At 34.4% G+C, this 13245-nt stretch carries 13 protein-coding genes; 4 read left to right on the top strand and 9 right to left on the bottom strand.

Annotated features, from left to right (window positions below):
* Positions 1 to 417 precede the first annotated feature (417 nt).
* The 3 genes from AC1RPT_RS04785 to AC1RPT_RS04775 all read right to left on the bottom strand — a co-directional run bounded on the left by AC1RPT_RS04785 (position 418) and on the right by AC1RPT_RS04775 (position 4888).
* Positions 418 to 2916: a hypothetical protein gene (locus AC1RPT_RS04785; protein ID WP_481761471.1), complete on the bottom strand. Its 2499-nt coding sequence runs from the start codon at positions 2914 to 2916 to the stop codon at positions 418 to 420.
* A 279-nt stretch (positions 2917 to 3195) separates the two neighbouring features.
* Positions 3196 to 4260 carry a WxLIP family cell surface protein gene (locus tag AC1RPT_RS04780; RefSeq protein WP_481761472.1) on the bottom strand — a complete coding sequence of 355 codons (1065 nt, stop codon included), beginning with the start codon at positions 4258 to 4260 and terminating at the stop codon, positions 3196 to 3198.
* Positions 4253 to 4888, bottom strand: coding sequence for a WxL domain-containing protein (locus tag AC1RPT_RS04775; RefSeq protein WP_481761474.1), 636 nt, complete (start codon positions 4886 to 4888; stop codon positions 4253 to 4255). The genes AC1RPT_RS04780 and AC1RPT_RS04775 overlap by 8 nt, the downstream gene beginning before the upstream one ends.
* A gap of 210 nt (positions 4889 to 5098) precedes the next feature.
* Here AC1RPT_RS04775 and AC1RPT_RS04770 point away from each other — a divergent pair, with 210 nt between their 5' ends.
* From AC1RPT_RS04770 to AC1RPT_RS04755, 4 genes are all read left to right on the top strand, one after another.
* On the top strand, positions 5099 to 6571 hold the full coding sequence (locus AC1RPT_RS04770) for a helix-turn-helix domain-containing protein (RefSeq protein ID WP_481761475.1): 1473 nt from the start codon (positions 5099 to 5101) through the stop codon (positions 6569 to 6571).
* Positions 6564 to 6983, top strand: a complete 420-nt coding sequence (locus AC1RPT_RS04765) for a hypothetical protein (protein WP_409022196.1) — start codon at positions 6564 to 6566, stop codon at positions 6981 to 6983. Before AC1RPT_RS04770 ends, AC1RPT_RS04765 begins: the two co-directional genes overlap by 8 nt.
* Before the next feature lie 112 nt (positions 6984 to 7095).
* On the top strand, positions 7096 to 7689 hold the full coding sequence (gene clpP / locus AC1RPT_RS04760) for an ATP-dependent Clp endopeptidase proteolytic subunit ClpP (RefSeq protein WP_409022195.1): 594 nt from the start codon (positions 7096 to 7098) through the stop codon (positions 7687 to 7689).
* Between the two features lie 126 nt (positions 7690 to 7815).
* Positions 7816 to 8334 (top strand): DsbA family protein, encoded by a 519-nt coding sequence (locus tag AC1RPT_RS04755; RefSeq protein ID WP_481761625.1) that lies wholly within the window; start codon positions 7816 to 7818, stop codon positions 8332 to 8334.
* A gap of 62 nt (positions 8335 to 8396) precedes the next feature.
* On the opposite strand, the gene AC1RPT_RS04750 is transcribed toward AC1RPT_RS04755, so the two are convergent.
* From AC1RPT_RS04750 to AC1RPT_RS04725, 6 genes are all read right to left on the bottom strand, one after another.
* Positions 8397 to 8648 carry a kinase to dihydroxyacetone kinase gene (locus AC1RPT_RS04750; RefSeq protein ID WP_481761476.1) on the bottom strand — a complete coding sequence of 84 codons (252 nt, stop codon included), beginning with the start codon at positions 8646 to 8648 and terminating at the stop codon, positions 8397 to 8399.
* Between the two features lie 26 nt (positions 8649 to 8674).
* Positions 8675 to 9613 carry a DNA-binding protein WhiA gene (gene whiA, locus AC1RPT_RS04745; protein ID WP_409022193.1) on the bottom strand — a complete coding sequence of 313 codons (939 nt, stop codon included), beginning with the start codon at positions 9611 to 9613 and terminating at the stop codon, positions 8675 to 8677.
* Between the two features lie 20 nt (positions 9614 to 9633).
* Entirely contained in the window at positions 9634 to 10653 is a 1020-nt protein-coding gene (locus AC1RPT_RS04740) for a gluconeogenesis factor YvcK family protein (RefSeq protein WP_409022192.1), read from the bottom strand.
* Positions 10650 to 11534 (bottom strand): RNase adapter RapZ, encoded by an 885-nt coding sequence (rapZ, locus tag AC1RPT_RS04735; RefSeq protein ID WP_481761477.1) that lies wholly within the window; start codon positions 11532 to 11534, stop codon positions 10650 to 10652. Before rapZ ends, AC1RPT_RS04740 begins: the two co-directional genes overlap by 4 nt.
* An 87-nt stretch (positions 11535 to 11621) precedes the next feature.
* The gene (gene sdaAA / locus AC1RPT_RS04730; protein WP_481761478.1) at positions 11622 to 12503 is read right to left on the bottom strand and encodes an L-serine ammonia-lyase, iron-sulfur-dependent, subunit alpha; all 882 of its coding nucleotides are present in this window, start codon (positions 12501 to 12503) and stop codon (positions 11622 to 11624) included.
* Between the two features lie 11 nt (positions 12504 to 12514).
* Positions 12515 to 13174, bottom strand: a complete 660-nt coding sequence (locus AC1RPT_RS04725; RefSeq protein ID WP_481761479.1) for a serine dehydratase beta chain — start codon at positions 13172 to 13174, stop codon at positions 12515 to 12517.
* Positions 13175 to 13245: the final 71 nt, after the last annotated feature.

The raw sequence follows: 13245 nt of genomic DNA, 5'->3' as shown, positions 1-13245 counted from the left end.
CATATTGCCAATTCACTACTATCCCCTATTTATCTAGCTATTTCTATTAACTTTTATCAAATATACCTTTTAGCAAAGTTAAAAATTCAACATGTACATGCTTTGTCTTTGATTAACATGTACATATTATATCTTCAATGGTGTACGATGTTAAATCAAATTTTTTATTTTTTTAAAAATATTTGAAAATTAAACAAATAATAATTATTCATAAGTTTTATCTCATCATAAAACGAAAATTATTAAGCCACTAAAATACGAATAAAATTTAGTTATCATTAATTTTTATTAAAAAAATCCATATCAATACTTAGCAGTATTGATATGGATTTACTATTATTTGGGATTGTTATTTAGTTCATAATTAAACTGCTAAAAATATTCAAATCATTTAAGATTAAATTAGAAACTATAACATTAAGGTGTATTCTCTAGTGTCCATGTTATTTCCCCTGTATAGGCTCCAGCTTTAAGTGATGTATTACCTCCGTTAAGTTGAGCGACAATTCCTTTATCCTTATCCCAACGGACTTCTTGAGTTGCCTCAGACTGTCCTGAACCAACTTCTGCACTACTTGATTCTATATCTTGTACACCATTAGCTGAATTTACATACTCCAAAACACCAGTTAACTTATCATTAGCACTATCTGTCAAACCTTTTGTAAGTCGAGCAGTTAATGTCCAAGCTTGTTTACCTGCATTAGAAATATTCACACTGCTATTGGTACTAGAATCACTACGTTGGAGATCAAAATTTTCTCCACTGTAAGGTAATATCACGCCACTGGAAGAACCATAGTCAGTTGCAGTAGGTGCTGATGTAATTTTTAATCCACCTGAGACAGTAATCACAATTTCTTTTGTTTGACCATCAGAATTTTGGATAACTGCTTTATAAAAACCATCACCTGAAGTTGGTTTAAGTTCTGTTGACTTAACACTAACTTTAGATTCGGCACCCGTCGCTATCAGCCAGCCTCTAGCTTTACTATTATTCAAGATTAATGTATCTAAATCACCAGTTGATAAGTTTTGAATATCCGCTGTTTTTAATTCAAATCCCTTGGCATAAAGAGCAGAAGTTTTGTCAAATGCAGTATCACTATCAGTTACGGTAACGGGTACAGCTACTTTTGCGATTTCATTTGGTTTAACTGCAGTATCTGTTAAAAGCATATCTTGAATGTAAAATCCTGCTGTTTTATTATCAAGTGGCTTACCTGATGGATTTGTTGTATCCATTTTTAAGGTATGTGCATTAACTGTTGGTTGATTAATAATTGTTAAATTCTTAATTAAGTCCGTTTCGCCTGTCTTAACCGTATCGCCAACTTTGATTGTTTGTGGGATAGCAGTTGCACCTAATTTATAAAGATTGACTGTTACCGTAACAGGTTTTAACTGTTCTACTTCACTATCGTCAACAGCTGTCACTATTATCTTATTTGAACCTAATTTTAATTTAGAAGTGTCAATGTTTGCACTATAATCAGCACTAGTATCTACCTTACCTGTGTCGTACACATTCTCTGTTGTTCCTGACGTTGACCCATCTGGATAGGTAATTTGAATATAACCTTTACTGCCATCCTTATCTAAAACCGTTCCTAAAACTTTAGGCCTATTAGTTTGACTTGCATAAGCATTAATCGTTTGTTCTTTTACACTTGCAACAGGTGCAACAGCTTCCTTATAAGTTTGATAAGAACCCGTTACGAGTGTTCCTCCTGGTTCCAAAGTTTTCGGATTAGCTTTTATTATGAACCCACTATCGCCTTTAAATGGGTTATCTGGATTCTTAATATTTGAAACGGCAATAATTTTATTATGTGGTGATTTTTCCATTCCAGTTCCAAGTGCACCACCATTGAAATAATTATTTAAATAACCAGTATTCATAACATTTGGTTCATCTCCGCCTGTGTAATTCGTCCATCCACCTAATTTGGTATTATTTCTTGGATCATTTAATTTGAAATTTAAACTATGTGCTGACCCAACCATTTTGAATCCTTCATCCGGGCCTAAGCTTTCAATGGTAACAGCATCCTCATCAACGAATGTATCGACGCCCTCAATAGCTCCAACTGCACGAGCCGTTGTGTCATTGTTAGTAATACTAAAATAGCTATAAACACCGCCACTAGCATCATAAACTTCCTCAAATGTATAACTTAATTTATACTTTGTATCATACATAATTGCCTTAAATCCAGTACCTGTTTTATTTTTAAAAAGTTGATATCCAGTGATATCCTTACCTTTAACTGCAGATTCAATTGTATAAGGAATTGATGAAAAGGATGATACCAACCCGTATCCACGATTACCTGGGACACTATTATTAATAATAATTCCATAAGATTTCCTTGGAACAGGATTTATTCCAGTATCAAACATGTAGGCCCAACCAGACTTATTAAGACCACTGACGGGATCATTATTTAATAACTCATTCATTTGAAAAGGAAAATAATTATTTCCAAAATATAATACAGGTTCGCCAGGTTTATTCTGTGAACCCGACTGTGAAACAAATGCCGTTGCTGACTCCGCTGAATAATCTTTTGTTGTATCCCAGTAATCATCAGGAAATACATCATTTGCTGGTCCAACATACCCAGCTGCTCTAGTACTTAGTTTAGCTTTTGCTGACGGTTTAGCTTTTGTTTTTGATTCACTTTTTTTTATTGTGATTGATTTAGTTTTTAGAGAATCACTTGATATCGCCTTTTTTCCTGATTCACTTGTGGCGTTATCTGATGACTCACTTGACATACTGCTCTCATCAGTTTGAGCAAATACACTAGGTTCCCTGTGACTGGCCCCCCCAGCAAATAATCCTGCAAAAACAGCACTTGTTATAAGTGTTGCTGAAATCCATTCTTTTGTTCTACTGTTATGTTTCCTCATCTTTTATCCCTCTCTAATGCTTAATTATCTTATTTATTTGGTCTTACTATCATATCGTTAAGTCATTGTCATCCCCTATTTTTCTAACAATTCCCATTAACTTTTAGTAAAGTGAAGATACAATATGTACATACTACATCTACAATTATTATGTACATATTGTATCTTCAATGGTGCACAATGTTAAATCACATTTTTTACCTTTTTAAAAATATTTGAAAATAAAAAAGTTATTAATTAAAAGATAATATCCCTTAATTAATAACTTTTTCATTTAAATTATTTAATTTTTTGTTGATACTTTCTTTTTAATCTTCGATTAATCCATAATATAACAAAAACATTAACGATTATCAGTACGAACAAGAGTAATATCCAATAGATCCAGTAATTTGTTTGATCGATTGTAACATCCTTCTCATTCAATATTCTTGCTTTTGATCCACTTACCGTAAATTTCTGTTTAAAATGCCATGCCTGATTTTTAGAAGTCATCTCTGCACTAAGTTCGTAGGTACCACTTTTGAGTAATTCACCAGCAGCTAATGGAATTGGAAAGGTAACCGCACTGGTTGGGGCAATTTGCATGTCCTTATTACTTGCTCGATATAATACTTTTGAACTACCTAACCGTCTGACTTGTGTATTTATTTGAACTTTATTTAAAAACATAGCGCTCTGATTTTCAAATCTCGCAGCAATCACATTACGTGCATTAATTTGTGTGATATCAACCGTTTTTAATTTTACTTGTGCGCTAGTTACAGGTTGTTCTCCATGGAATATTACCGCAGTCGTATATAAATAACGATTATCAATAACCGCTCGTTCTGACTTTGTTTGAGACTGAGCATCATTGTCTTCAATCACCGATATACCTCCCGCAACGACACCTGCAAAAGTCGTATTGGGTAACGCAACATCCAAAGTAACTATTTTTTCACTTTTTGCAGGAACAGTTATACGATTCTGACGAGCTCTAACTGCTTTTACCACTGAGAACGGCTGTTGTGCCAATACTTTACTTTGTGATTCCGCGTACTCCACAACCCCATTATAGTTTGTTGTTGCATCCTTAATGAGGACTTCAAACGTTAGTGATTTATCAATAAGATTAGCTACCTTAATTTTCAGCTGTGTTTTAGTTCCTGGTGCTGCTTTTAAATCAAAATAAGTTTTTTTCTTATCTAATTGATAGTCAGATATCATAGGTTGAACAGAAAAGTCAACTTGGCTGGCATTAACCTGCTTAATGTCCACTCCGAATAAAAATAAAATACTGAATAAAAATAAATAGCCGAATCTTTTAATAAATTTTGTGGTTATCATTTCATTATTATTCATTTGATGGCACATCATTTAATGACCATGTAATTTCACTACGATAGACATCTGTCATCTTAGTTGCCTCACGGGGAATATTCAAAGCGATACTATTTCCTTTAGTTGCCTCATTCCCAAAACGGTAAACCCAAGTGCCGTATCCTTCATCACCTTTTGCGGCAACGACTACTTTATTAGCTCCTACAGACAAATCAAAATTTTTCTTATAAAATCCAGGTTTTTTATCCGCAGAAATGGAAACAAGTTCACCATTACTAAAACTAAGATAGGCACCCGTTAACGATTTATGCGTCTCTTCAGATTCAAATTGGCGACTCTGTTTAGCTTCAAGCACCCAACCATTTTCAGTTCCGCTAAAATTTGAAACTTGAACGTAATTGGGTGTGCTTGCCCCTGTTGCCATATCTTGCGCTTTGGCATAACTTTTTTTATCATTCGAATCAATTTTAGTTGTATTGAAACTAAGGGAAGAAGCAAAATCGACTGTTGTTGCTCCAGATTGAAAATCCATAGACAAATCGGATTGCGCACTACCACGATTAGTTTTCGCCGCTTGAATCGTTGCCTCAGATGCAGTCATATAGAGACCTAATAGTGTTACAAAGGCGCTTAATACTATTTTATTCATAAAGATTTCCCTCTCCCTGTCTAAAAAAATTACTCTTCTGTTATTTCTATAATTTGAATACATATATTAATGACATGTTATTTTATATCACCACTTTTGTCAATTTTTTTAAAAATATGATAATTATTGATTCTAGATTTATATGCAAACCGTTGGCAATTCCCCTATAATGGATAGTACATACTCTTTAATGAGGAGGAATCGCGATAAATGGACTTTATATTTAACAAAGATGATATTCGTAAGTTAGAATTATTTTCTTATCTTGAGAATACTTATGACCAATCTGCTTCGCAAACAGACATCCAAAAACATTTTAAATGGTCAAAATATTATACAGCAACAACTATCAAGTCTTTAGAAGAAGATCTTGTCACTGAAGGATTAGACGATTACTATTTATTAAAAGTTAGCAATAACAAAGTAAGTCTACAAAAAAATGGCTTAGATTCCATCGATCACCTATTACTTCTATACGCTAAGCAGTCACCTCAATTTTTGATGCTGAATGCGCTATTTACTAACCCTAATTTTAGTATAGAATCCTTCACCGAATCGTTATTTTTAAGTGAAGCAACTGGTTATCGGACCAAGAAATTTTTAGATGATATGTTACAAAAATTAGGCTTTAAAATCACTAAAAACTTCCAATTAGTAGGTCCTGAAGAAAATATTCGCTTATTTTTTTATAACCTTTATTTAGCTGTCTATAAGAACTACAACTTCCCATTTAATGAAGAAGTTGATCGTAATTCTAGTTTATTTTCTAACCAATTAATTTCTAGCTTAAATCTTGATCTCACACAAATACAATTATTGAAACTAAAGTATTTTTCAGCTGTTCTCATACAAAGTTTAGCTTCTAATCGAAATGATACTAATCGTTTTGCTGATGTTAATTTTGCTAATTCAGACTCAATCATGTCCAATATTCAAGACTGTCTTCAAGAAAATCCAGGTATTAATGGACTTACGGATGAACAGTTATCAATTGAAACAGTATTTGTTCTAAATTTCCTTTATATGGAAGACATTGTTGACGTTACATTTAATAACTCATCTTTCTTTTCACAAATTGAATCACTCAATAATTTTGTTATTAAAGACTTACAAAAGTTCTTTGATATCACATTAAGTGAACAAAGTTATATGACATTATTTGACGAATTATCTCGTATTCATTTTTCTAGTTACCATAGTGCCCAAATTGATTTTAGTTGGCAAGTTGCCGTAGATAATACTATTTTAAAAGAAAATTATAGTTGGTTTTATATCTTCGTTGACCAATTGATAACTAACTTAACAACGAATGTACCGGATATTTTCAAAGAAAAAAACATTAACATGGCCCGTTTAAAATCAGAATATCTTTTCTTATTCATTCGTTATATTGATTTACCAACCGTTTCAAAACCGGTGCATATAACAATTGATTTTTCAAAAGGGAGTAACTACAATGATTTAATTCACAAAAATCTTGATTCAATGCCCTTCTTTAATTTGGAAGTTAACTACAAATTAACAGATCAAACCGATATTTACCTTTCTGACTTCTTGATGGCAGATGTCCCCAGTCGCTACCTAATCTGGAATAGTCCACCATTAGCTTCTGATTGGGAGATATTTGCTAATATGGTTGTGGCTATTCGAACAGATAGTCAGGAGGATATCACTAATGCATAAAAAGTTTAGAACATCCCGCCTAACTAGAATTTCCTTAGCCTCAATCGTAGCTAACTTGTTCATTTTATCCATGTATGTACCCAAACAAATTAAAGCAACACCGCGAAGCGATAGTGAAGATTCTCGTGTAGCTCCTGTGAATCCAATGGATCCCAGAAAAAATGCAGAACCTGTGTCCCCTAAGGTTTCGGCACCTAAAAAACAAAAACCTCGTAAGGTTAAGAAAAAAGTAACAGATAAATCACCAATCGCTTTTGTTTCAACGCAACATTCTGTAACACCTATTAAACCACCTGTAGCCCTTTCAGTATCTTATTCTGGCTACTTGGTTCGTCATTTATCAGGGAACCTACTCTATGGTTCAAAAACAAGGTCATCAGATGCGATTATTTTAAAAGAAACTAAAGAATAAATTTAGTTTATTTTATTTGACCTTTTTTGACCAAGGGTTTAAACTAGCATTACATTAGTTCAAATGCTAATATAAAAAAAGTAAATAATAATAAATTCGGAGGTTTCTAACTATGAATATGGTTCCTACAGTTATCGAACAATCTGCCGGTGGCGAACGTGCCTATGATATCTACTCTCGTCTTTTAAAAGACAGAATCATTATGTTATCTGGTGAAGTTAATGATGATATGGCAAATGCTATTATCGCTCAATTACTTTTCTTAGACGCTCAAGACTCAGAAAAAGATATTTCAATTTACATTAACTCACCCGGTGGTTCTGTTTCAGCCGGTTTAGCTATCTACGATACAATGAACTTCATCAATGCTGATGTTCAAACAATCGTTATGGGTATGGCTGCTTCAATGGCCAGTGTATTGGCAACTGCTGGTACAAAGGGTAAACGTTTTGCATTACCTAACTCAGAAATTATGATTCACCAACCACTTGGTGGCGCTCAAGGTCAAGCAACAGAAATTGAAATTGCTGCTGCACATATCTTGAAAACAAGAACATTGATTAACCAAATTTTAGCTGATGCAACTGGTCAAGATATTAAAGTTATCGATAAAGATACAGATCGTGATAACTTTATGACTGCTGATCAAGCAAAAGAATACGGTTTGATTGATAAAATTATGACTAACAAAAAAGGGCTTAAATAAGCTTTAACGTTTAAGGACACTAACAAGTTAACTTTTGTTAGTGTCCTTTTTTTGAGCGGATAATTATTCAGATGAACCCGTCTTATGCTATACTGACGCTAATAAATGAAGACTGGACTGATAAAAATGGATATTTCAATTATTGATGCTTCAAAAGTAAATCGGGACTTTGGACTTGTGATTGGTAACTCTGACGCGCCAAAAACAATTATTGAGTTTATTAACCTACGTTGCCCCTACTCAAAAGAATGGTTCGAAAAATCTAAAGAGACTTTAGATTCTTATGTTGCAAACGGACGTGTAAAACGTGTCATCAAACTTTTTGATAAAGAAAAAGAATCCTTACAACGTGGTAATGTTGCTCATCATTATCTTCCTTTAGATAATCCGCAAAAATCTTACGATTTAATAACTGAATTATTTAAAACGCAAGATACGTGGAAAGACTTAACACTGGATGAGGTTGCTGCCTATATGGAAAAGACCTTTAGTTTAACTGACGTTTCTGATAAAACTTACATTAACTCAATTATCGCTGAAGCTAACGACGCAAATATTCAATTTGTACCAACCGTTATCGTTGACGACCATATTTTTGATGAATCAATTGATCTAGCTACCTTAAAATCATATTTAGATAAATAAAAAATACGCATATAATTAATAGCTAAGATAAAAGCTATCAGTTATATGCGTATTTTATTTGGTTAACCTTTTAATCCTTTAGATTGTCTGACCATATCTTCAACAACAACATCAAAGATTTCTCCAAGTCCAGCACAATATTCTAATATTTCCCACGGCGCATTCGTATGGAAATGCAGTTTCATTAAATCAGAATCTCCCGCAACAAGTAAACTATCACCTTTGAATTGACGTAAAATCTTATCGTTCAATTGGTCCTCGTCTAATGTACTACCTTCTATTAGTAGTTGCGTATCATATTTAAATGTTATCATGCTATCTCACCTCTTTAAAATTTCGTTTATTTTTCACCAATTCGAACTTTTTCAGCAAATTCGTTAATTTTTCGTAGCCGATGATTAATCCCAGATTTTGAAATTGGACCACCTGGTACTAAATCACCTAATTCTTTCAAACTAACTTCTTGATGAACCAGACGTGTTTCAGCAACTTCTTTTAATTTAGAAGGTAATTGCCCTAAACCAACAGAATGTGCAATAAACTCAATATTAGCAATTTGTTTATTCGCAGCATCCGCCACTTTATTCATATTAGCTGTTTCGCAATTAACCATGCGATTAACTGAATTACGCATATCGCGGACAATCCTAATATCTTCAAACTTCAACATAGCCGTTGTTGCGCCAATTAATGACAAGAAATCAGCAATTTTTTCTGCTTCTTTTAAATAAACGATATAACCACTTCGACGTTCAGTCATTCTAGCGTTGAATCCAAATTTATTAATCATTTCGCAAATTGTTTGATTATGTTCTTCATAGACTGAGTAAATTTCCAAATGATAACGGCTTGTTTCAGGATTATTAACAGAACCACCTGCCAAAAATGCCCCACGTAAATATGAACGCATCATCATATCATCATGGGCCAACAGATCCATTGGTACACCCATTTTAAGTTGCATATCTTCAATGATATCCAGGTCTTTTAAAACAAAATCACTACCTGTTTTTAAACGTACAATATAAATATTATTTTTCTTTAATTTCATTTTACGACGAACTAATAGTTCACTTGTAATGTCATAAAATTCATTTAAAAGTTCATAAATCCGTCTCGCAATTGCGGGATTCTCAGTCTGAACATTTAAAACAAATTGATGATTAATAATACTCAAAGACCCATTCATTCTAATTAACGCCATTAACTCTGCTTTAGCATTATTTTTTCTGACTTTGAGGGTCGTTAATTCTTTTTTCACTTCACTTGCATATGACATTCTTTCACCTTATCTCTGTACTAAATAGTCTTTCTATGTCTTAATTCGCGATTTGGTCGACCAACTAAACGGATTAATTCTTCAACGACTTTATTGCCATCATGGAAGACACCTTGATCTTTTAATTTTAAGAAGTTAGATGAAATCACTCGACAATGTTGTTCCCTTAATCCATTAAAGTCATGTTCAACTTGAATTAAATTCTCATCATATTTTTCTTTATCCATATAACCTTCAGGAACCGGTGCCGTATTCACAAGCACTGTATTCACAAAACATTTACCTAGGTGCCCATTCAAAATACGCACATGATCAGCATCAGTAAAATGTTCTGTTTCACCCTTTTGCGTCATAATATTACAGATATAAACAACTTCTGCTTTTGTTTCAGACAGTGCCTTACCCACATTACCAATAACTAAATTAGGCAAAATACTTGTGAACAAACTCCCAGGTCCAAGGACAATTTGGTCTGCTTCAAGAATAGCTTGAACAACTTCTGGTACAGCTTCTGGCACACTAGTTTCACTTTTTTCACTTGAGGTTACCCAAACACGCTTAATTGATTTTCTAGCGGCAGTTATTTCTGCTTCCCCCGCTAAAAAAGTGCCATCAGAAAATTCTGCATTTAATACTAACGGTTCATCCGCAACGGGATAGACATGTCCATCAACTCTCATCATTTCTGATAATTCTTGGACAGAAGCAAAAACACCATTTTTCATTTCAGTTAGTGCTGCAATAATTAAATTACCAATCGCATGTCCTGCAAAAAATCGATCGGACGTATCAAACCGATACTGGAATATATCTAAATATATTTCTGGTAACTCAGATAATGCGGCAATAACATTACGAATATCACCAGGCGGCACAACATTCACGTAATCTCTGATAATACCTGACGAACCACCATCATCAGCAACCGTTACAATCGCCGTGATATCAGCATTTTTATCTCTTAAACTTTTTAAAATAACGGGTAGCCCTGTTCCGCCACCAATAACGACTATCTTAGGTCTATGTCCACTTCTCGTCATGATCGATTGACCGATTCTTTACTTTTATTAATATCACGGTGTGTAACGTTCACCGGATAGTTAATTTTCAATTCTTCACTCAATCTTTTAGCTAAAGCAACTGAGCGATGTTGTCCACCAGTACAGCCAATCGCAATCGTTAAATTGGTTTTACCTTCAGCTTCGTAGCCAGGTAAAATTGACTCAATTAACGATTCAAATTTGGTATAAAAACCTTCTGTAGCTGGTTGTTTCATCACATAATCATAAACTGCCTTATCTAAGCCAGTTTGTGGTTTTAATTCTGGAATATAGTGTGGGTTAGGTAAGAAACGGACATCCATCACGATATCTGCATCGATAGGTAGGCCATATTTAAATCCGAATGATAAGACTTCAACATGAAAATTAGCTGTTTCTCTGGTTTCAAAATTATGAAAAATCTCTTCACGTAACTGACGTGGTGACAAATTAGTCGTATTAATCACTAATTGTGCTTGTGTTTTAATATCATTTAATAAGTCACGTTCTTTTTCAATGCCATCCATCAGACGGCCTTCCATTGCTAACGGATGCGCACGTCTTGTTTCTTTGTAACGAGAAACTAATTCTGCATCTGATGCGTCAAGAAAGACAATTTTAGTGGTTACAAATTCAGTGTTATCAAATCCTGATAACATTTCGATAATTTCATCATAAAAAGCTCTTGATCTTAAATCCATAACAAGGGCAATTTTTGAAATTTTACCTGACTCTTTTACCAACTCCCAGAACTTAGGTAATAAAGTTGGTGGTAAGTTATCAATACAAAAATAACCTAAATCTTCAAAACTTTGCATTGCGACCGTCTTACCGGCCCCACTCATCCCTGTAATTACAACTAGCTCTAACGTATCTGTCATATTCATTCCTCCAAATCTACTATAATTATTATAACATACCTGGTGTTTCTTTTGTATCTGCGCACAAAAAAAGAGTTGTTTCCAACCCTATATCGTTTCACCAAATATTTTCATTTTAATTGCTTGGCCCGTTGGTGTACTAGCTAATCCACCAATCCCAGTTTCTCTAAGCGAGCTCGGCATACGTTCGCCAATGTCTTTCATAGCCATAATAACTTCATCAGCTGGTACTTTGTTAGATAATCCAGCAAGTGCCATATCTGCTGCCGTTAAAGCATTCACGGCTCCTATTGCATTTCGCTTGATACATGGAATTTCAACTAATCCAGCAACTGGATCACAAACCAGTCCCAATAAATTACTAAGTCCCATCGCAAAAGCCTCTGCACATTGTTCCGGCGTTCCACCAGTAACCTCAACGGCGGCAGCTGCTGCCATTGCTGATGCACTGCCGACTTCTGCCTGACAGCCACCAGTCGCTCCGGCAATCATGGCATTATTTGCCACGATCATTCCAAAGGCACTTGACGTAAATAAAGCTTGTAACATCTTTTCATGTGATAAATTTAATCGTTTTTGTATCATGAAAATAACCCCAGGCAACGTTCCAGATGAACCTGCAGTCGGTGTCGCACAAATAAGTCCCATCGAAGCATTGACTTCATTAGTCGCAATTGCATATTGCATCGCCTCTAAGTTAGCATCCCCAGATAAAGAGTGCCCTTTCTCACGATATTTCCGTAGTAAGACCGCATCTCCACCCGTTAATCCCGTTGCTGAAGAAACGCCTTCACCATTTGATCCCTTTTCAATCGCTTGCTTCATCACTTCAAGATTAGCAGACATTTTTTCAATGATAACGTCTCTAGTTTCACTTGATTGCGCCATTTCTTGTTCAATCATTAATTCTGAAACTAATTTGTGTTCTTTATTAGCAGTTGAAACTAACTCAGCAATACTTTTATACAAGATGGAACCTCCTATTTTAAATAAATGAGATTGTGCGTTAATAATCGCAGTTGCTTAATATCAGTCTCAGTAATATTCTTGGATAAATCATATTCATACATAATATCCTCTGGCATTAACTCAGATTCACTTTGCATAACAATAGTTGTCGATTTTTCGATTTGTTTTTGAATTTTATTTTTATTTACTGGATTAGCTTCCAACACTAGTATCGGTAAACTACCCTTTGGAAAAAATTGTTGTTTTTTTATAGTGAAAGCCCTAATTTCAATTGTGCCACCACCAATTGAGCAACCCATTAATTCGATTTTTTTTGTCTCATTTTCAATCGTTAATTTAACACTATTCGGATGGTTAATTGGACTTGGGTGTGCATCTTCAATAAACTGAATCTCAATCCCCATTTTTTCCGCAATCTGAATTGACTGTGGGCAACGGACATCATCAGGTTCAAAGCCTAATACCCCAGCAACGGTCGCAAAATCAGTCCCGTGCCCGCGATGTGTTTTTGCGAATGATTCATAATAGCGAACTTTTAATTTAGTGATTCTCCCATTAAATAATTGAAATCCAACCTTACCGATTTTAGCGGCACCAGCTGTATGTGAACTAGATGGTCCGATCATAACAGGTCCAATAATATCAAAAACACTCTTATAGTTATTGCCCATGGTCAGCCGTTCCTCCAATTTATTTTATGTCTTCTTTAAAGTTAACACTTTTTAAAAAAAAAGGAATAAAA

This window comes from Dellaglioa sp. CoH-56-MRSF-11 (genome assembly GCF_056782135.1).
Note: the sequence above shows the minus strand (reverse complement) of the source record. Positions and strands in the feature narration are given on the sequence as shown.